We start from the raw sequence: 19,300 nt of genomic DNA, 5'->3' as shown, positions 1-19,300 counted from the left end.
GAGTCGCCCACGACGGAGCGGCTAGCGTGGCGTGTGTGTCCAACCGCTTGGCGTCCGCGACCAGCCCCTACCTGCTCCAGCACGCGGACAACCCCGTCGACTGGTGGGAGTGGGGACCCGATGCGTTCGAGGAGGCGCGGCGCCGCAACGTGCCGGTGCTGCTGAGCGTCGGGTACGCCGCGTGCCACTGGTGCCACGTGATGGCCCACGAGTCGTTCGAGGACGAGGCGACGGCGGCATACCTCAACGAGCACTTCGTGAGCATCAAGGTCGACCGCGAGGAGCGGCCGGACGTCGACGCGGTGTACATGCAGGCGACCACGTCGATGACCGGTCAGGGTGGCTGGCCGATGACGTGCGTGCTCGACCACGACGGCAACCCGTTCTTCGCGGGCACCTACTTCCCGGACCGGCCGCGGCACGGGCAGCCGTCGTTCCGGCAGGTGCTGGAGGCGCTGGCCGACGCCTGGGTCAACAGGGGTGACGAGGTCGCGCGGGTCGCCGGGACGCTGCGCGAGCACTTGGCCTCGCAGAGCCTCGTGACGGGTGGGGCGGAGCAGGAGTGGCCGGAGCTGCTGGAGCGCGCGGTGATCACGCTGGCCCGTGAGTTCGACCAGCAGTCGGCGGGGTTCGGCAACGCGCCCAAGTTCCCGCCGTCGATGGTGCTGGAGTACCTGCTGCGGATCTCCGGCGGCGACGGTGCGCAGACCGAGGCCCGGCGGATGCTCGACGCGACGCTCGAGGCGATGGCGCGCGGGGGCATCCACGACCAGCTCGGCGGCGGCTTCGCGCGCTACTCCGTCGACCGCGACTGGGTGGTGCCGCACTTCGAGAAGATGCTCTACGACAACGCCCTGCTGCTGCGGGTGTACGCCGAGTGGGGCACCGCCGAGGGCGTCTGGGCCGCCGAGGGGATCGGCGCCTTCCTGCTCCGCGAGCTCCGCACCGCCGAAGGCGGCTTCGCGTCGGCGCTCGACGCGGACTCCGAGGGGGAGGAGGGCACCTACTACGTCTGGACGCCGGGCGAGCTCACCGCGGTGCTCGGGCCGGACGACGGCCCGTGGGCGGCGGACCTGCTGGAGGTGACGGAGGCCGGCACCTTCGAGCGCGGCACCTCGGTCCTTCAGCTGCGGACGGACCCTCCGGTCGAGGAGCTGCCCCGGTGGTTCGACGTGCAGCGCCGGCTGCGCGAGGCGCGCGACCTGCGGGAGCGGCCCGCGCGCGACGACAAGGTGGTCGCGGCGTGGAACGCGCTCGCGATCAGCGGGCTCTGCCGAGCCGGCCGGCTGATCGGGCTGCCGGAGTACGTCGAGGCCGCCCGGCAGGCGGGCGAGCTGCTGTGGCGGGTGCACGTCGTCGACGGACGGCTCCGCCGGGTCTCCCGCGACGGCGTCGTCGGCGCGCCGGCCGGGGTGCTGGAGGACCACGGCTGCGTGGCGGCCGGCTTCCTCGACCTGCTCCAGGTGACCGGCGACGCGGTCTGGCTGGAGCGTGCCGGGGCCGTGCTCGACGTCGCCCTCGAGCACTTCCGCGCCGACGACGGCGGCTTCTTCGACACCGCGGACGACGCCGAGGCCCTGGTGGCGCGCCCGCGCGACCCCTCCGACAACGCCTCGCCCTCGGGGCTGTCGGCGATGGTCGACGCGCTGTCGACGTACGCCGCGGTCACCGGCTCGGGCCGGCATCGCGACGCCGCCGAGGCGGCGCTGGCGACCGTGGCGGTGATCGCCGAGAAGGCACCCCGGTTCGCCGGCTGGTCCCTGGCCGCGGCGGTCGCGATGACGGGCGGGCCGCTGGAGGTCGCGATCGTCGGAGCGGAGTCCGACGAGCGCGACGAGCTGGAGCGGCTGGCCCGCAGGCACGCCGGGGCGGTCGTGGTCGTCGCCGGTGCGGCGAGCGACGAGATCCCGCTGCTGGCCGGCCGGGGCCCGGTCGACGGACGACCCGCGGCGTACGTCTGCCGCAACTTCGTGTGCGAGCGACCGGTGACCGCGCCCGGCGACCTCAGCGCGGCGCTGCGGCGCTGACCAGCTCGTCGCCGAGCCCGGAGCGCAGGTAGAGCACCGAGCGCCCGTGCCGCGCCGAGCTGAGCAGCCCGGCGTCGCGCATCGCGCGCAGGTGCTGGTTGACCGCGCTCGTGGTCACGCCGAGCCGGATCGCGAGCTCGGTCGACGACGCGGGGGAGTCGAGCACCGCGAGCAGCCGCGCGCGGACCTCGCCGACCAGCCCGGCCAGGGCCCGCGGCGCCGCGGGGCGCTCGCTCTCCCAGAGGGTGCCGGCGCCGCGGGCGCCGTACAGGATCAGCGGTGGCTCCTCGGCCGAGATCGGCGCCGTGGCGTTGCGGGTGAACAGCGACGGCGCGAGGGTCAGCCCCTCTCCGGCGGTGCTGCGCCGGAAGCCGACCTTCGAGCTCAAGTGGACGTGCAGCACGTCGTCGACCAGCCGGATCCGAGGCGAGAGGCCGGCGAACATCGCCGCCAGCCCCTCGCGAGCGATGGTGCGGCCGCGGAAGACGATGTCCGCCTCGAGCACCGCCCGCATCCGCGGCCACCAGGGCTCGAAGCAGGCGGTCCAGTACGCCGCGAGCGCGGTCGTGATGCGCCGCAGCACCCGGTCGCGGCGGCCGGTGAGCACGGCCGGCCGGGTCGCCGGGTCGGGGTGCACCTCGGCGATGTCGTCACGGACCACGTCGAGCGGCGTCTGCGCGAGCGCGGCCAGCTCGTCGTCGAAGCGGGTGAGCGGCGTCCACGGCCGCGGGGTCAGGAAGTCCGGGGTCCAGAGGCTGTCGTTGGTGAGCGCGAGCAGCATCTCGCCGTCGAGCTCGGCCCGGGCGGCCTGGGTGAGGTGGAGCCAAGGCAGCTGGAGGGGGTAGCGGCCCGGCTCGCGCCAGGTGCGCAGCGAGAGCGTGAGCTCGTTCATCGGGGAGAGGGCGAACCGCACCTCGCCGAGGTCGGCACCGGCCAGCTCGTACTCGATCCGCCCGACCATGAAGCACAACGCTACATCAATGGTGGCGCCGCGCATTGCGTGAGAGAACTCTGCCGTGCTCGACCGTCTCCGCCGCCTGTTGCTCCCGACCGATCCCGTCGAACGGGCCCTGACCTCCGCCACCATCGCCGCCTCGCTTGCGACCGGCCTGTTCTACAGCGTCAGCGCCCTCTACTTCACCCGGGTGATCGGGCTGGCCGCGACCACGGTCGGCGTCGGCCTGACGATCGCGGGCGCGGTCGGCGTGCTGATGTCCTTCCTGGGTGGGTACGCCGCCGACCGGATCGGCGCCGACCGGCTCCAGCTCGGGGCGAACGCCGTGCAGGGCCTGGCGTTGCTGGCCTACGTGGCCGCCGACAGCGCGCTGACCTTCGTGCTCGTCGCCTGTGTCGCCGTCGGCAGCCGCAGCCTGCAGGGAACGGCCAAGGCGACGGTCCAGGCGCGCTGGTTCACGGGTGCGGAGCGGGTCGAGATCCGGGCCCGGCTGCGCGTGATCACCAACGTGTTCATCGGCATCGGGACCGTGCTCGCGGGCGCCGCCCTGCTCGTCGACACCGCCGCGGCGTACCAGCTGACGATGGTCGCCGTCGGCGTCATCGCGCTCGCCGCGACGGTGCCGCTGACCGGCCTGCGCGGCCGGGCCGAGGGCTTCGGCGCGCAGATGGACGCGCACCTCGCGGTCGACCGCGTCGTCGGCCCGTCACCGCTGCGCGACCGCACGTACCTGACCGTGGTCGGGCTCAACTCGATCGTCGCGATGCAGTTCGGCATGACCTCCGTCGGCGTCCCACTGTGGATCGTGACGCGCACCGAGGCGCCCGCCGTGGTCGTGTCGGTGCTGCTGGTGCTCAACACCGTCATCGTCGCGCTCTTCCAGGTCCGCGCGGCGCGGGGCACCCACGACGTGGCGGTGGCCGGTCGCACGGTACGCCGCGGCAGCCTGCTGCTCGCCGGGGGCTGCCTGCTCTACGCCGCGGCCGGCAGCACCGGGGCCGTGCTGGCCGTGGTGCTCCTCCTGCTCGCCGAGGCGCTCGGCTCGTGGGCCGAGGTCTGGTGCGAGGCCGGCGCCTGGGGTCTGGCCTTCGAGCTCGCCGATCCCGCCAGCGCGGGGCGCTACCAGGGGCTCTCCCAGACCGGCTACTCCGTCGCGGGCATGGTCGCGCCCGCGTTGGTCACGGCGACCGCGGTCGACCACGGGCTGCCGGGCTGGGCGTTCCTCGCGGCGCTGTTCGCACTCGCTGGGGTGGGCGTGGCCGCGGTGTCCCGCGCGGCCGCCGCCCGTCGTACGCCGCAGGTCGAGCTGGTGGCCTGAGCCCGGCGCGCCGACGCGGTGGTCAGTTGGTGACGAAGAAGTAGACGACCAGCGCGACCAGGAGCAGGAGAGTGACGCCGCCGACGATCCAGACCCACAGCGGCGTCTTCGCCTTCGGCTCGGGGGCGGGCGGGGGTGGCGGCGGGGGCGGGGCCGCGACGACCGGCACCGGGGCGGGCGGGTTCATCAGCCCGCCGCAGCGGATGCAGATCTCGGCGGTGATCAGGTTGCCCTCGGCGCAGTGCGGGCAGGTGGCCGAGCCGACGGTCGCGCGGCCCGACGTGCCCGGCAGTCGCCGCAGCGACTCGCCGGCGGTGTCGCCGGTGTCGAGCATGACCTTCGACGGCGTCCAGAAGAGCGGGAAGTCGCAGGTGGCGCAGAAGTCCGTGGACTCGCGGCGGGTGAGCGCGACCATCGCGACGGTGCCGCACTCGGGGCAGGTGACCTGCTCCGGCGGGGCGTTGGTCGGCACCGGGATGGCGAGCGGCGGCGCCAGCGCCTCGGTGGGCTGGTCGTCGATGTCGGCGGCCGCTTCCGGCTGCTCCGGCTCGTCGCCGGAGAGCACGTGCCTGCCGGTCAGCGTCTCGCTCACCCCGGCCACTCCTCCTCGCTCGTCCACACCCGGTCGGGCCCGACGTACAGCTCCGCGCGGACGTGGGCCGGGACCTCGTCGCGGACCACGTCGATGAAGTCGTCGAGCTCCAGCAGTCCCGTCGACTCCACCCGCATCACCACCCAGGCGGTGTCCTCGGGTGCGTCGCCGGCACGCCAGATGCCGCCGCCCTCCTCGACGCTGGCCGGTCCCTCGGTGATCAGCTCCAGGTAGGAGCTGAGTCCGCGGGCCGTGCCCCGCCAGGTCAGCGTCTTCGCCGCACCGGACACGATACGGCGTTGCAGCGCCTCCGGCTGGGAATCGTCGATGGTCTCGACACCGATCCAGGACGCGAGGTAGGGCAGCATCGGCGCGGGCGTGACCGTGCTGTCGGGGATGTGCTCGATGCTGTCGGCGTCCTCGAGCAGCGCGCCGCCCAGGTCCTGGAAGATCGACACGAACCGGACGAAGAAGTCCTGGTCGAGCATCGAGACCGGGAGCTGGTCGAGCATCCACGACGGGGACCGCTGCGGCCGGGTCTGGCCGCCGGGCACCACCGTGCTGCTCAGCCTCTCGACGGTCACCGGACCACCACCTGGTGGCCGGCGGAGAGGAACAGCGACTGCTTGTCCAGGCGTACGACGTCCTTGCCGCCGCCGAGGCGCCGACCGGTGCGCAGGTCGTACTCGTAGAGCAGCACCTCGTCGACCCGCTCCACGCCGTCGACGCTCTCGAGGAGCTGGGTGACCACGGCGAGGTTCACGTCGGCGTCGAAGGGCCAGCCGGTGCCGTCGGAGCCGCCGACCAGCGGGTTGAGGAACCGCGCCAGCGTGTCCATCGCCCGCTGCCGCACCAGCGCGGCGGGCCGGCCCGGCGCGCCGTGGACCAGCGCGACCACCGAGACGCCCTGGTAGTACGGCGTACTCACCTCGACGGCGGTGCCGACGAGGCGGTGCTCGTCGAGCGCGTCGGTGATCGTGCCCATCAGCTGCTGGGAGATCGCGAAGTCGTCGAGCTGGTGGGTCGTCGGGTCGGAGCGCACGTGCGGTACGACGAGCAGCTGCACCGCGCCGTTGCCGCGGCCCGCGGGTCGGCAGCGGGCCCGGGCGACCTCGATCGAGGACTCCAGCGTCAGCCGCTCGAAGTCGCGTGCGGTCACCGCACGCTGGCCGGTGCGCAGGGTCAGCGGGCCGCGGGCCTTGGCCTCGGCGACGGTCTCGGCGTCGACGCCGCCCGAGGCGGGCGCGAGGTTGATCACGCCGTTCACGAACGGGACCGCGTTGCGCAGCAGGCTGAGCGTGCGGGCGCCGACGTTGCCCCGCGACCCACCGCCGTGGCGGTAGCCGCTGACCTCGACGAACGCGCCGTCGCGAGGGATCGCGCCGTGCTGGCGCACCGACCCGTCGGGGTAGCGGATCCGGGGACCGAAGTGGATCACGCCGGTGCCGCTGTCCCACACGTAGTGGCGGTCGTCGGGCCCCGACGCGGAGAAGTCCTCGACCTCCTGCCAGACATGGGTGCGGGTGCCGTCGACGATCCGGACGGTCTCGTCCGAGCGCCGTGGCAGCACGGGATGACGACCGACCTGGAAGGTCTGCGCGGGTGCGCCGTTGCTGCGCCCGAGGGTCTCGCTGCCGATCACCTCGGCGTGCTCGGCCGCCACGGTGCCGCCGAGCGCGGACACCTCGAGGCCGCGGACCCGCGGTGAGTTGCGGTACGTCGGCTGGCCGGCGCGGGGTGCGAGCAGCCGCGCTCGCAGCCAGTACGCCGACTCGTTCGCGACCGTCAGCGGCTCGTGCTCGACCGGCACCATCAAGATGACCTCGCCCGGCCGGTTGAGCCCGCCGGTGGTGTCCTCGTGGACCCGGGCCGGCAGCCAGCCCTCGCCGTTCCAGACCTCCCACAGCAGCGGAGGGTTGCGCGGGTCGACGCCGATGCCCTCGGCCTGGGCCTCGACGCGCAGGCTCACCACCATGCCCGCCAGCGTGCCGCTGAAGCCGAGGTAGAAGGCGTCGCCCGGCGTCAGCGGGTCCGACGAGAAGCAGCGGGCGCCGTCGGTGCCGAAGCGGAGGTCCTCCCAGACGTCGGTGACCTGTTCGCTGGCCACCGAGGACGACTTGGCGGCCACCAGCTCCGGGGGAGCGATCAGCAGGTCCTGGGTGGTCGTGAACACGACGCTGTCGGTCTCGGCGACGCTGGTCTGCGTCATCACGGGGGTGTTCTCGGGCACCAGCACCGGCTGCTCGAGGACGGCGGAGAGCCAGAACGTCAGGTCGGTCCGGGCCACCGAGGGCGGGAACGGCTCGATGCCCACCATGTTGAGGAAGTGCACGAAGAGCCGGTCGGGCACCTGGTTGACGCGGTAGAGCACCATCTCGCTCATCCACGCGAACAGCTCGATCAGCGCGACGCCGGGGTCCGAGACGTTGTGGTTGGTCCACTCGGGGCAGTAGCGCGGGATCAGGCGCTTGGCCTCGTCGACGATGTCCTGGAAGGTCCGATCGTCGAGGGCGGGCGTGGGCAGCGGCATCGGTCGTCCTACTGGTGGCTACTCGGCGTCGTGGGGGATGACGTAGAAGGGATAGACGAGGTTACGACGGTCGTTGGTCGCGCGTACGCGATATCCGATCTGGATGCGGACCAACGCGTGATTGGCGGGATCGGCCTCGGGAGTGACCTCCTCGACGACGATTCGGGGCTCCCACTGTGCGAGCGCGTCGCGGACCGCCTCGGCGATCAGCCCCAGCAGGTTGCCGGTGACGGGCTCGAAGAGCAGCTCCCAGATCCGGCAGCCGAACTGCGGCCGCATCAGCCGCTCGCCGGGCGCGGTCATCAGCACCAGCTCGATGGAGCGGTCGAGGTCGGGTACGCCGTCCGAGAGCGCGATCGTGCCGGTGTGGTCGACGCCCATGGGCCACGCGAAGCCGCGTCCGATGAACGACGAGTCGGGCTGGCCCGGGTCGTCGTGCCTGCGCACCGTGGAGTCGGCCATCAGTTGATCGCCACCGATGCGCCCTTGACGGCGAGCACGCCGCCCGCCTCGACCGTGCCCATGCCCTGCGCCTTCACGCTGAGCATGCCGGCCTCCAGCTTGCCGCTCGCCGCCGTCTTGATCTCCAGGCCGGTCTTGCCCTCGAGCTTGAGCGACCCGTTCGCCGTGATCGTGATGTTCATGCCCTTGATGGTGATGTCGCCCTGGTCGGTGAAGGAGATCTCCGCCTGACCGTTCTTGATCGTGATCGGCTTGTTGGCGGTCTCGACGAGCACGGCGTCCTCGCCGACCCGGATCTGGTGCCCGTTCTTGGTCTTGAGCAGCACGTGCTTCTTGTCCGGCGACGTGCCGTCGGCGAGCTCGATGAGGTGCCCGACCCGGGAGGTGATCCGGCGGAACTCGGTCTTGCCGTCCGAGCCCACGTTGTCGGTGTTGGGCAGCTTGTTCGCCGCGCTGTACAGGCCGCCGAGCACGACCGGCCGTCGGGTGTCGCCGCCCTCGAACCCCACCAGCACCTCGTCGTTGACCTCGGGATGGAAGACGACGCCGCGCTCCTTGCCGCCGCCCAGTGTGAGGACGCGCGCCCAGGCCGACTCGACGCCGCCGGCGCTGCCGAGGCTCGGGAACTTCACCTTGACCCGGCCCCAGTTCTCCTTGTCCTTGTTGTCGGTCACCACCGCCGTGACCAGGCCGTCGATCGCGCCGCCGGGCGCCGCCGGCGGCGGGCCCAGGAGATCCACCAGGGTGTCGGGCTGCAGCGGCCCGGCCGTGAAGTGGGTGTCGAAGCCGGAGCGCGTGTAGACGTGCTGGACCCGGGTGACGAAGTAGGTGCCGCTCGCGGCCCCCGCGTCGGAGATGGAGACCTTGACCCCGGGTGCCAGGCCGCCGTGGACCACGCACGTCCCGCGGGCCGTCACCGCGGCCGCGGACGACTGCGCGAGCATGCCCTTGCTCACCGCCTGGGCCTCGTCGGTGGTGAGCGGCGACGACGCCACCGTCGCGGTCGTGCCGGCTCCCGCCGTACGTCCCGGGACCTTCGCGAAGAGCTGGGCCTCCTGCGGGACCGTGTCGGTGGCGGTGTTCGTGATCGCCCGCTGCTGCTTGACGTCCCAGCCGGTGACGGTGACCTTGCCGGAGTGCCGGCTCGAGGCCCGGGTCGAGAGCCGTTGCAGGGTGGTGCCCATCTGCAGGTCGACCCTGGCGCTGGAGGCACCCGCCGGCTTCACCGTGAGCTTGCCGTCGGCGACCCACCACAGCATGCCGAACCGCGCGGTGACCCAGTCCAGGTAGGCGAGGTTGGTGCCGGACTGGAGCAGGTACTCCTGGACGTCGCCGAACGCCGTGACGTCGGCGGACAGGCCGGCCTCGCCCGCGAACGACGAGAGCACGTCGGAGTACGTCTGGTTGAGGAAGGCGCGGTTCTGGGTCTGGCCGCCGAGCTTGTGCGCCTTGTCGTCGACGGTGACGGACAGCTCGGTGGTGGCCGCGCCGAAGTCGGACTGGTCCAGGCTGACCCCGGTGACCTCGCCGGAGAAGACGGTCGGGCCGTTGTGGACGCCGATCGCGACCTCGGTGCCGAGGGTGAGCTTCGGCTGGACCACGAGGTCGAAGCCGGTCTCGACGAAGCGCAGCGTCGCCCGGCCGACCAGGTTGACGCCGCGGTCGACCTCGACCGACACCAGCGCGTCGAGCTGGGCCGCGGTGAGCTTCTGCCCGTTGATCTTGACGACGGGCGCCTCCAGGAAGTCCGGCATCAGGAGCCCTCGAGCCGGGGCACGGTCAGCATCGTGCCGGGGCGGACGGCGAGGGGGTCCTCGAGGCCGTTGGCCTGCGCGAGCAGCCGCCAGCGGGTCGAGTCGCCGTAGTAGCGGGCGCTGATCCGGTCCAGGGTCTCCCCGGGCTGCACCCGGTGCACGCGGTGCGGCTTCGGGGTGCCGGACGTGGGGTTCTGCGGGCCGAAGGCCTGGGACGGCTCGTACTGCCGCAGCTCGAGCTCCATGTTGGCGCGCAGCGGCGTCCCGGTGGAGGAGAAGTAGGTGAACGACAGCCGCAGGCCCTGGATCACGGCCTTGAACGAGTGCAGGTCGCCCCAGTGGAAGGTGACCGTCGGCGGCCGGACGTTCGCGGTCGTCTCGTCGGCGCCGGGCAGCCCCGGGTCGACGTCCATCAGCCCGACGATCTTGCCGGTGTGCTCGGTGACCGCGGTGCCGACGGTCGTGGTGTCGAAGACCAGGTCGACCTTGAGCCAGCCGGAGTTGGCCCCGGCGTACCGCAGCGTCGGCACGCCCTGGCCCGGCATCGGGTTGGAGACCCAGTTGTTGCGGCGGCCCACGACGATCGTCTCGGGGTTGTAGAGGCAGGGGACGCGCTCGCCGCCCTCGATCTCCAGGAACGCCTTCTCGAGCTCGGCCATCAGGGAGTCCTCCATCCGTTCCAGCGCCCGCGGCGCTCGAGCTCGTCGATCACCCGGCGTTCGATGCGCTCGACGACGGCGTCGACGACCTGGTTGAACCCGACCCCAGGCAGCACCTGGTCCGCCGGGCCCGCGACGTCGCCCAGGTCGCCGTCGTTGTAGGCCACCTCGTAGGCGGAGGCGGGCACCGGCAGGCTGCTCGGCGCGGGCGGCGGTGGCGGAATGGCCATGGCGGTGTCTCCCTCGAGCGAACGGCGGATCAGCGGGCGCTCCGGTGTGGCGGAGCCCAGAGGTGCCGACCCCAGTGGTGCCGACCCCGGTGTGGCGAACAGGTGGGCGGTGGCGTCGACCAGGGACTGCCCGGTGCTGCGCCGCACGGTCGTCGACGCGGCGTCGCTGCTCGCCGGGCCACGGGCGACGTCGGGCACCGGCGGGGCGGGCGGCTGCTGGGGGGCGATGCTGATCCGGGGCGGGGCGACGGTGAGTCGGCGGACGTCGGCGGCCGGGCGGTGCCCCGACGGGGCGGACGCCGCGCCGGGAGGCCCGGCCGGGAACGCGGCGGTCGCGGGTGCCGGGGTCGCCGCCGGGGTCTCGGTCCAGGGCTGCCAGGCCGGTCGTGCGGGCGAGCCGGGCAGCGACGGTGACCCTGCTCGGCCGGCGGCATGGGCGCGTGCGGGCGCGGGGGCGCCGAACGAGCGACGCACCGCCGATGCCGCTGGTGCGGTCGTGCCGCTCGTGTTGCTCGCGCCGCCTGCCGGGGCGGGGCGACGCCAGAGCCGGGTCTCGCCGAAGCCGCCGGGCGTGCGGCCCGGTGCACCGCCCAGGGCGGTGGCGACTGCGCTCGCGGGCCGGATCGTCTCCGGTGCGCCGAAGCCGGTCGCGAGCGCCCGGGTCGAGTCGGTGCCGTGGGCGGTGGCCCGGCGGATCGTCATCAGCTCCGGCATCGCGACCTCGGCGCGGGCGACCCCGGGGGAGGCGACGTGCGCGCCGACCCGGGTGATCGGGGTCGGGGTGACCGGTGCTGACACGGTCGGGGCTGACGTCGGGGCCGACGTCGGGGCTGACGTCGAGGCTGAGGCGGTGGGAGTGGGGGCGACGGTGGTGGCGGCCGAGCGTCGAACCGTGGCGGGCGTGGGGATCGCCGTCGTCGTAGCGGTCGTGGTCGTGGCCGCCGGGATGCCGGTGGCCGGAGCGACGTGGACGGCGGGCGCCGGCGTGGAGCCGCGGACATCGGTCGCGGGCCGGATGTCGGTCGCCCGGCGCCAGAGCCGGGGGAGCCGGCGTACCACCGCACCGTCCGGGGCCCCCGGCACGTCAGCGGGGACCCTCGTCGTGGGCGTCGAGCCGGTGTCGGTCGTCTCGGTCGTCTCGGTCGCGGAGGCCGGCGCCGGCGAGGCGCTCGCCAGTGGCGCCGCCGCGGTCGCGGCGGGCAGCCGGCGCACGACCGGATCGGCCGCGCGAGTCGCAGGCGCGGCGAGCGTCGAGGACGGCGCTGCTGCAGACGGGGTCGGCTGGGTCGACTGGCTCGGCTGGGTCGATGGAGCTGACTGGGCTGACTGGGCTGACTGGGCTGACTGGGCTGACTGGGCTGACTGGGCTGGCTGGGCCGACTGGGCCGCGGCCACCTGGGCACGCGCCCCGGCCGCCTGGCGCATCACGATGCTGCCGGCCGACCAGGCATGCCGGCGTACCGTCGCCGGTGCGTCCGCGCCGGCCGAGATCAGCCTCGGACCCGCCGCGGCCACGTCCTCGGTGTGGCGGAGCCCGGACGAGAGCGGCGCGCGGTCGGCGGAGGCGAGCGACGACACGATCGTCGACAGGCCCGGCGCCGCGGCGGCGGACGGAGCCGGAGCGTGCCCGATCGGTGCCCGCCGGACCAGCCCGTCGAACCGGGACCCCGGCGACCGCAGCTGCCACGACGGCCGCGTCGCCCTGCGCAGGGTCGGCGCGGTGATGCCGGTGGGCGGTGAGCCAGCAACCGAATCGGTGCCGGCGATGGTTGCTGATGCACCGCCGGTGGGTGACGGTGCCGCGGTGATGCCGGTGGGCGGTGAGCCAGCAACCGAATCGGTGCCGGCGATGGTTGCTGATGCACCGCCGGTGGGTGACGGTGCCGCGGTGATGCCGGTGGGCGGTGAGCCAGCAACCGAATCGGTGCCGGCGATGGTTGCTGATGCACCGCCGGTGGGTGACGGCGGCGCGGTGACGCCGGTCGGCGGTGAGCCACCAACCGATTGCGTGCGCCGAACGGTTGCCTGCTCACCGCTGGACGGACCGCGCGGGGCAGGCGGGGCGGGGTCCGTCGCTGTGGGAGGCTCCGATGTCGGGCCGGGTGCAGTGGGGGTGGCGGGCTGGCGGGGCGCGCGAGTCGCTGAGCGACGCACGACGGGCGTGGACGTCCCGGGGGTGGACGCCATGGGGGTGGACGCCATGGGGGTGGACGTCGTGGAGGTCGCCGGTGCCGACTGGCGGGCGCGGGCGGCCAGACCGGCGTTGAGCTTCGTCCGGTCGGAGTTCATCAGCATCGGGCCGACCGCGGTGACCTCCTCGATCCGCCGGACGCGGATCGCCTCACCGCGCAGGTTGCCGAGGATGCCTCCGGGCGTGTACGTCGACTCGTCCTGGACCGCACGGGCCGCGCGGGGCAGGCCGCGCTCGGGCAGCCGGCGGATCGCGACCGGCCGGGCCGGGGCGAGCCACGAGGGCGAGGCCGAGGCAGGAGATGAGGCCGAGGCAGGAGATGAGGCCGAGGCAGCGGACGAGGCGGCGGACGAGGCGGGAGCGTCACGATGCGACGGCGTCCACCAGCGCGGCGGGGCCGAGCTCGCATCCAGGCCGCGCGGGTCCGGGCCGACCAGGGCGCGGCGGATCTCGACGGGCCGCGAGGTGGCCGCCGCGAAGCGCGACACCGACGACGCGAGGCTGCCGATCCGGCTCGGCAGCGGCCGGCCGACGGGCGGGCCCGGCAGCCGCATCCGGCGTACGACGTCGCGGCCCAGCCGGAGCTCGGAGCCGGCCGAGCCCGGCGCGATGTCCTCGGAGGGGGTCGTGGTCATGACGCCTGCGTGACCGCCCGGAACCCGTGGTGCGCGACCTCGAGCTCCTCCTCGAGCGGGTCCGCGCTCTCCACGGAGAAGTCGGGACCGCGCCACCGGACCGGGAAGACGTCGATGAACTCCCACGACCGTAGCCGGTTGCCGCCGGCGTCGATGACCGTGACGGCACCGGTCGACTTGGTGAGCTTGTTCTGGTTGGCGGCGAAGCCCTCGCCGGAGGTCTTGCTGAACCAGTCGAAGAGCGCGTTGCTGTCGGTCACGCCACGCCGGAACACCAGGTTCGGCCAGGTCATCCGGCTCGGGACCTGGTGGGCGTAGCCGTTCTGCCCGCCCTCGCGGATCTCCTCGGTCTGGACGCTGACGTTGAGCCCGGTCACCTCCTTGAAGACGCCGAGCTCCACGCCGTCCAGCTCGAAGAGGAACCGGTTGGCGATGGGCAGATCGCCCCCGAGGGGGGTCGTGATGTCACTGCTGGCCATATTCACGCACCGCCTGCCATGCTCGATCGTTCAGTGAGACCACGGCCCGCACCATCCGCACCCGATCCATGTGCTCGAGGTCGAGCAGGTCGTCGAGACGCCAGTGCAGGTGGTAGGCGAGGAACGCTATCTCCTGCCACAGCGCCTCGGTGGGGTAACGCATCATCGCGCCGTCACCTCGCGCATCCGTGCGTCCATCACTGGACCTTGCGCGGGATCTCCTCGACCGCTCGACGCAGGTTCGGCCGCGGACCCGGATCCGGCGCTCCCGTGGGTGCGGACGGCTCCCCGTCCGCACCCGGCTCCGCCTCGGCGGCGGGAGCGGGTGCGGACGGCGAGTCGACTCCCAGGAGGGAGGACGAGGCCTGGGCGTTGACCAGTGCCTCGTACTCCTCCTGGCTGCCGAAGTTGATCACCCCGTAGAAGTCCTGGAGGAAGGCCAGGTCCACCGCGAACAGTCCCTCGATGTCGTGCGAGGTGACCAGGTCGAGGGTGCCCAGCTGCTCCACGACCCGGGTCAGCACCAGGATGGTGAGACGCGGGTCGTCGGGACCCTGCACGGTCGGGTCGCGCAGCGGCTCCAGCTCGTCCCGAGCCGTCGCCAGCCGCATCCGGCCGGTCTTGTGCAGGCCGCCCTGACCGTCCACGTAGCCACGCGGAAGGGTGAACTCGTACGACGTGCGGAGAGAGTTCACTTGACCCTGTCGAGGCGCTCGATGACGAGGGTGATGGTCTCCTTGACCGCTTCGTTCGACTCCGTGCTGACGGCGTCGGTGGCGATCTTGGACGGCCAGCCCTTGATGAAGTTGAAGCGGCCCACCTCGGCGAACGAGGTGTCGTAGAGGACGATCGAGCCGTTCTTGCGAGCGCTGGCGCGGTTCATGGTCAGACCCTTGTCGCGGATCGCGATGAACCACTTCCAGATCGGGTCCGACATGGCGTCGGCCGGCGCCATCCGGGTGATGGTCAGGTCGGGCGCCTTCTGCGTGTTGCCGCGCGTCTTGACCACCTGCATCTTGCCCGTCGGGCCGTTCTGCTGGATGGTCACGACGTCGTGCTCGACGTCCAGGCCCGAGACGCCGGACAGGATGATGTTCTCGCCGTCGATCTCCAGGTAGAAGTTCTGCGCGACGATCGGGTCGGTCGCGATGAGGTCGTTGCCCATGACTGTGGTCTCCGGTCTCTAGTTAGGACGAGTGGGTGTCGGGGGCCCCGGCGTCAGCCGGCGACCTGCTTCTTCTGGCTGATCCGGAAGACCACGAACTCGGCGGGCTTCACCGGCGCGATGCCGACCTCGACCACCAGCAGACCCTGGTCGATCGACTCCGGCGGGTTGGTCTCGGCGTCGCACTTGACGTAGAACGCCTCGTCGGCGGACGTGCCGAACAGGGCGCCGGCCGACCAGAGACCGCGCAGGAACGCACCGACGGTGCGCTTCACGCCCTCCCACAGCGCCATGTCGTTGGGCTCGAAGACCGCCCACTGGGTGCCGGTCAGGATCGTGGTCTCCACCATGTTGAACAGGCGGCGGACGTTGATGTAGTTCCAGTCGGTGTCCGAGGACAGCGTGCGCGCGCCCCAGATCCGGATGCCGCGGGTGCCGAACGGGCGGATGCAGTTGATGCCGATCGGGTTCAGCAGCGACTGCTCGTTCTGGCTGACCGTGCGCTCGATGTCGAGCACGCCGCGCATGGTGTCGTTGGCCGGGGCCTTCCAGACGCCACGCGTGTCGTCGGTGCGTGCCCAGACGCCGGCGACGTGGCCGGACGGCGGGATCAGGATCTCGCTGTTGCCGTTGCTGCCGGTCGGGTTGTCGACCTTGACCCAGGGGTAGTACAGCGCGGCGTACGCCGAGTCGTACATCGCGACGTCGCTGCGCCACTCCTTGATCTGCTGCGGGCTCATGCCCGGCGGAGAGTCCAGCACCGCCATCCGGTTGCCGTTCTGCTCGCAGTGCGAGATCAGCGCGGTCTGGACGGCCTTCCACAGGTTGAGGTCGACGGTGCCGTCGTCCTTGGTGGCGGCGGTGACCAGATCGGGCACGATCACCATGGTGACGTCCTCGGCGACGGTCAGGCCGTTGATGCCCTTGCGCGCCGACTCGGAGCCGGCGAACTTCGAACCGGTGACCGGGACCGGCACCGGGGCCGCCTTCTCGAGTGCATAGCTGCCCGGCTTGACCAGCTCGAGCTGGGCGCCGAGGTCGACGCTGTCGTCGAGCTCGAGGGCGATCTTGATCCGGGTCGAGGTGGCGTTCACCTTGGTCGCCACGTTGGAGTCGCCCTTGCCGAAGTCGAGGCCGGAGAAGGACTCGACGACCGCGCCTCCCTCGAGGACGTCGATGGAGAACGTCGCGGGGCCGTCGGTGTCGTCGTCACCGGCGTCGTCGGTCGACACCTGGAGCGTGATGCTCGCGTCGGCCTCGAGGCTCTCGACGGCGACGGGGAGTCCGAGCGCGCGGTCCGCCGCCGGGAGGGCCAGGCGGGCCGGCTCGCCGGCGGGCTCGGTGTTCGGGACGCGGCAGATGTAGGCGATCGAGCCGCCGTTGGCGAAGTACCCGTAGACGGAGAGCGGGAGGATGCAGCCCTCGGCGAAGCCGCCGTAGAGGCTCTCGAACTGCGACCAGCTCGTGACGAGCCGGGGCGACAGGCCCTGAGGGTCGTTGGGGTCGTCGGTCGGGAAGGTCGCCGTGAATCCGACGAAGGCGGCCACCGCGGTCGGCGCGGCAGACAGGACCTTCTGGGAGGACGGAACTTCCTCGACGTAGACGCCGGGTGCGGTGTATGTGGGCATCTTCTTCATCCGCTCTCGCGACAGGTGGCAGGACAGCCGCAGACTGCTCCGGCCGGGCAGCGCATGTGACGGGAACGCCGACACATGGCCCGAAATGACTATGCCGATGGCGCGTTGATGTCTTGACGGTTGCCGGGCGGTCTCCGGGATGATCTCGCCATGGCCAACCGCCCCGCCGCGTCGTTGGAGCTCCGCGAGGGCGACCACCAGCTGCTCCTGGCGATGACCCGCAGCCCCACCGTGCAGGCCGGCCTCGCCCAGCGCGCGCGGATCCTGCTGCTCGCCGCCGAGGGACAGTCCAACACCGCGATCGCCGACAAGGTCGGGGTCTCCCGGCCCACCGTGCTGGTGTGGCGGCAGCGGTACGTCGAGGCGGGCCTCGACGGGCTCGCCGACCGGTCGCGCCCGGGCCGGAGCCCCCAGGTCTCGGCCGCGGACGTGCTGACCGCGACGCTGCGTCCACCGCCGCGCCTGCTCGGCGTGACCCACTGGTCCTCCCGCCTGCTGGGCGAGGACCTCGGCGTGGGCCGCGGGACCGTGGTCCGGGCCTGGCACTCCTACGGGGTGCAGCCGGTGCGCGGTGGGTTCCGCTTCGCCGTGACGCCGACCCTGGCGGGGCGGGTCGTCGCGGTCCTGGCGCTCCGGGTGGGGCCTCCGGAGAGCTTCGTCCTCCTCGACGTGCGCGAGCCGTCGCGGGTGGGTGACCGGTCCGACGACTCGGCCGTCGCGGCGGCGCTGCCGGACCTGCGGACCGCGCTGCAGCAGCCCGTGCCGCCCGAGTCCGACGACCCGGGTGGCGCGCTGCTGGAGCTGCTCGACGACGTCAACCGGGCCCGGGCCTCCTGGCCCACGGCGTCCCGCCTGCACCTGGTCGCCGACGGTACCGGGCCGGTGAGCCTGCCGGCGCTGCGCGAGGCGTTGGCCGTCCGGTCGCGGATCAGCGTGCACACGGTCCGTGAGCCGGGCCGCTGGCCGGGCCTGGCGGCGGCGTTCCTCGCGATGGCGGCGCACCGGCAGGACGGCCCGTCCGCCGTCGCGTCCTTCGAGGACCTGCGGCGCCGGCTCGGACCCGCCGACGCCTTCGCCTGGTGCCACCAGGTACGCCGCGGCGGAGCCGGCTGGAGCGCCGCGGCCGCGGCGTACTCAAGCGTCAAGTGACTTCCGGGCCAGGGCGCTGGGGCCCGGCCAAGCGGGTCAGTTGGACTGGGTCCGCATGGCCCCTGGGTTGGTGATCTGGATGACCCCACCCCAGGCGCAGGTGCAGGTGGAGCCGGCGGTCAGGGCGGGCTGCCCGCCGATCTGGGTCTTCGGCGCGGTGGGTATCCAGGGGGTCGGCACCGGCACGCAGGGCATCGGGGTCAGCACCCCGAGCGCCGCCGAGGTCGCCGCGGCGACCGTGGGGTTGCTCAGGCTGGTGCACATCCCGAACGGCGGGATGTTGGCGCCCGGCGCCATGTCGGTGATCGTGGCGGCGGGCCGCCCCTCGACCAGCACCCGAGCGGTCCCCTTGGGGACGAGCGCTGCGGGCGCGGCCCCGAAGGAACAGCTCAGCATCGCTCCGGCGACTGCGTTGGGTCCGCCCATGACGTCTCGTCCTCCTTCAGTCCGCCGCTGCGGCGGTCATCGCTTCGACCCCTTCACCGACCCCTGGAGCGGCTCGCCCGCCGTCGTGACGAAGCAGATGACGTTGCGGTCGTCGTCCTCCCAGCTCCGGGCCGAGGGCAGCAGGAAGGTGTAGAAGAGGCTGGAGTCGAGGTAGTCCACCCCGACGTAGTCGCCGAAGGCGCCCGCGCACGCACCGTCGGCGAACTTGGTCAGGGCGTCGTCGCCCGGGTAGATGTCCGGTGCCTCGCCCTCGGTGGGCTGGTACTCGATCACCGCGTAGGACTCGTGCGCATGCGGCTCGTCACAGGCGACCTCGGTGAGCTCGCTCAGCTGCGCCTTGACCTCGCCGGGGCCCTCGAAGCACTGGGCCGGCTCGATCGAGAACACCGAGACGCCCTCGCCGTCGTCGCCGCCGAAGAAGCTGCACCCCGCCAGCAGGGGGAGCGCGACGAGTGCGACCAGGGCCGCGGCCAGGCGACGTCCCGGACGGGCGCGCTCGGGCTCAGGCATGCCGCTCGTCGTCCATCCGCGAGGCCATGGCGCTGATCCGGTCGACCGCCGGCGGCTGGATCTCCCAGTCGAAGGAGTCGGCGGCGACGGTGGCCATCACGCTGAACGACGCCTTGAGCGATCCGCCCGCCGCGCTCCAGACCTCGCGGACCCGGTTGTCGGTGTCGCCGAGCGAGAGCCGAACCGAGGACGACAGGCCGTCGGCCAGCAGCGGCTCCGGGAGCACCTCGACCGCGGCGAAGATGCTGACGACGTCGCCGAGCAGCTGGTGCTCGTCGCGCGGGCTGCCGGCCCAGGCGCTGACCAGGTAGCCGAGCTGCACCATCGGCTGCGGACGGCGGCGCTGGGCGGGCCCGGTCTCCGGCGTGCGCACGGACGGCGCCGACGGTTGGCTGCTGCGCTGGATGTCGTACAGGAACAGGTTCACGGTGATCCGGGACAGCTGCGCCGACCAGGTGCCGTTGGGCGGGTCGAACGAGACGTCGCCCATCTCCTCGGGAAGCGGGAGCCGCGTCCGGAGCAGCTTCTCCAGGCCCGAGTCGACGTGGCTGATGAACACG

At 72.8% G+C, this 19,300-nt stretch carries 20 protein-coding genes; 4 read left to right on the top strand and 16 right to left on the bottom strand.

Going from position 1 to position 19,300, the window contains the following annotated elements; translation table 11 throughout:
• Positions 1–35: 35 nt before the first annotated feature.
• Entirely contained in the window at positions 36–2,027 is a 1,992-nt protein-coding gene (locus FHU40_RS07920) for a DUF255 domain-containing protein (protein ID WP_183591671.1), read from the top strand.
• Here FHU40_RS07920 and FHU40_RS07915 read toward each other — a convergent pair.
• Positions 2,005–2,988, bottom strand: coding sequence for an ArsR/SmtB family transcription factor (locus FHU40_RS07915; protein WP_183591670.1), 984 nt, complete (start codon positions 2,986–2,988; stop codon positions 2,005–2,007). The two genes, FHU40_RS07920 and FHU40_RS07915, sit on opposite strands and share 23 nt — an antisense overlap.
• A 55-nt stretch (positions 2,989–3,043) precedes the next feature.
• Here FHU40_RS07915 and FHU40_RS07910 point away from each other — a divergent pair, with 55 nt between their 5' ends.
• Entirely contained in the window at positions 3,044–4,300 is a 1,257-nt protein-coding gene (locus FHU40_RS07910) for an MFS transporter (RefSeq protein WP_221199529.1), read from the top strand.
• Between the two features lie 22 nt (positions 4,301–4,322).
• Here FHU40_RS07910 and FHU40_RS07905 read toward each other — a convergent pair whose 3' ends face one another.
• From FHU40_RS07905 to FHU40_RS07875, 7 genes are read right to left on the bottom strand one after another with little or no spacing between them, the layout of a single operon-like run.
• Positions 4,323–4,892 (bottom strand): hypothetical protein, encoded by a 570-nt coding sequence (locus FHU40_RS07905; RefSeq protein ID WP_183591669.1) that lies wholly within the window; start codon positions 4,890–4,892, stop codon positions 4,323–4,325.
• Entirely contained in the window at positions 4,889–5,476 is a 588-nt protein-coding gene (locus tag FHU40_RS07900; protein WP_343057778.1) for a phage tail protein, read from the bottom strand. Before FHU40_RS07900 ends, FHU40_RS07905 begins: the two co-directional genes overlap by 4 nt.
• Positions 5,473–7,422, bottom strand: coding sequence for a putative baseplate assembly protein (locus FHU40_RS07895; RefSeq protein WP_183591668.1), 1,950 nt, complete (start codon positions 7,420–7,422; stop codon positions 5,473–5,475). Before FHU40_RS07895 ends, FHU40_RS07900 begins: the two co-directional genes overlap by 4 nt.
• An 18-nt stretch (positions 7,423–7,440) precedes the next feature.
• Positions 7,441–7,884: a GPW/gp25 family protein gene (locus tag FHU40_RS07890; protein WP_183591667.1), complete on the bottom strand. Its 444-nt coding sequence runs from the start codon at positions 7,882–7,884 to the stop codon at positions 7,441–7,443.
• Positions 7,884–9,638 carry a phage baseplate assembly protein V gene (locus tag FHU40_RS07885; RefSeq protein WP_183591666.1) on the bottom strand — a complete coding sequence of 585 codons (1,755 nt, stop codon included), beginning with the start codon at positions 9,636–9,638 and terminating at the stop codon, positions 7,884–7,886. The genes FHU40_RS07890 and FHU40_RS07885 overlap by 1 nt, the downstream gene beginning before the upstream one ends.
• The gene (locus FHU40_RS07880) at positions 9,638–10,297 is read right to left on the bottom strand and encodes a CIS tube protein (RefSeq protein WP_183591665.1); all 660 of its coding nucleotides are present in this window, start codon (positions 10,295–10,297) and stop codon (positions 9,638–9,640) included. Before FHU40_RS07880 ends, FHU40_RS07885 begins: the two co-directional genes overlap by 1 nt.
• Complete coding sequence (locus FHU40_RS07875) at positions 10,297–11,739, bottom strand: hypothetical protein (RefSeq protein ID WP_183591664.1); 1,443 nt, start codon at positions 11,737–11,739, stop codon at positions 10,297–10,299. Before FHU40_RS07875 ends, FHU40_RS07880 begins: the two co-directional genes overlap by 1 nt.
• A gap of 973 nt (positions 11,740–12,712) precedes the next feature.
• On the opposite strand from FHU40_RS07875, the gene FHU40_RS07870 reads away from it, so the two are divergent.
• A complete protein-coding gene (locus FHU40_RS07870; RefSeq protein WP_183591663.1) occupies positions 12,713–13,366 on the top strand; it encodes a hypothetical protein in 654 nt (217 codons plus the stop codon).
• Here the strand turns inward: FHU40_RS07870 and FHU40_RS07865 are convergent.
• The 5 genes from FHU40_RS07865 to FHU40_RS07845 are packed head-to-tail and all read right to left on the bottom strand — an operon-like array spanning position 13,350 to position 16,625.
• Entirely contained in the window at positions 13,350–13,832 is a 483-nt protein-coding gene (locus FHU40_RS07865; RefSeq protein ID WP_183591662.1) for a phage tail protein, read from the bottom strand. The two genes, FHU40_RS07870 and FHU40_RS07865, sit on opposite strands and share 17 nt — an antisense overlap.
• Positions 13,819–13,998, bottom strand: coding sequence for a DUF6760 family protein (locus tag FHU40_RS07860; protein WP_183591661.1), 180 nt, complete (start codon positions 13,996–13,998; stop codon positions 13,819–13,821). The genes FHU40_RS07865 and FHU40_RS07860 overlap by 14 nt, the downstream gene beginning before the upstream one ends.
• Before the next feature lie 31 nt (positions 13,999–14,029).
• Positions 14,030–14,527: a hypothetical protein gene (locus tag FHU40_RS07855; RefSeq protein WP_183591660.1), complete on the bottom strand. Its 498-nt coding sequence runs from the start codon at positions 14,525–14,527 to the stop codon at positions 14,030–14,032.
• The gene (locus tag FHU40_RS07850; RefSeq protein ID WP_183591659.1) at positions 14,524–14,997 is read right to left on the bottom strand and encodes a phage tail protein; all 474 of its coding nucleotides are present in this window, start codon (positions 14,995–14,997) and stop codon (positions 14,524–14,526) included. Before FHU40_RS07850 ends, FHU40_RS07855 begins: the two co-directional genes overlap by 4 nt.
• 53 nt (positions 14,998–15,050) lie before the next feature.
• Positions 15,051–16,625, bottom strand: a complete 1,575-nt coding sequence (locus tag FHU40_RS07845; RefSeq protein WP_183591658.1) for a phage tail sheath family protein — start codon at positions 16,623–16,625, stop codon at positions 15,051–15,053.
• A 159-nt stretch (positions 16,626–16,784) separates the two neighbouring features.
• Here FHU40_RS07845 and FHU40_RS07840 point away from each other — a divergent pair, with 159 nt between their 5' ends.
• The gene (locus FHU40_RS07840) at positions 16,785–17,783 is read left to right on the top strand and encodes a helix-turn-helix domain-containing protein (RefSeq protein ID WP_183591657.1); all 999 of its coding nucleotides are present in this window, start codon (positions 16,785–16,787) and stop codon (positions 17,781–17,783) included.
• Between the two features lie 36 nt (positions 17,784–17,819).
• Here FHU40_RS07840 and FHU40_RS07835 read toward each other — a convergent pair whose 3' ends face one another.
• The 3 genes from FHU40_RS07835 to FHU40_RS07825 are packed head-to-tail and all read right to left on the bottom strand — an operon-like array spanning position 17,820 to position 19,299.
• On the bottom strand, positions 17,820–18,209 hold the full coding sequence (locus tag FHU40_RS07835) for a DUF4280 domain-containing protein (RefSeq protein ID WP_183591656.1): 390 nt from the start codon (positions 18,207–18,209) through the stop codon (positions 17,820–17,822).
• Between the two features lie 36 nt (positions 18,210–18,245).
• The gene (locus FHU40_RS07830; protein WP_183591655.1) at positions 18,246–18,740 is read right to left on the bottom strand and encodes a septum formation family protein; all 495 of its coding nucleotides are present in this window, start codon (positions 18,738–18,740) and stop codon (positions 18,246–18,248) included.
• Positions 18,733–19,299, bottom strand: coding sequence for a Pvc16 family protein (locus FHU40_RS07825; protein WP_183591654.1), 567 nt, complete (start codon positions 19,297–19,299; stop codon positions 18,733–18,735). Before FHU40_RS07825 ends, FHU40_RS07830 begins: the two co-directional genes overlap by 8 nt.
• Position 19,300 lies beyond the last annotated feature (1 nt).

The organism is Nocardioides soli, assembly GCF_014191495.1.
In the GTDB taxonomy this organism is placed as follows: domain Bacteria; phylum Actinomycetota; class Actinomycetes; order Propionibacteriales; family Nocardioidaceae; genus Nocardioides; species Nocardioides soli.
This window is presented reverse-complemented; position numbering and strand designations above follow the sequence as displayed.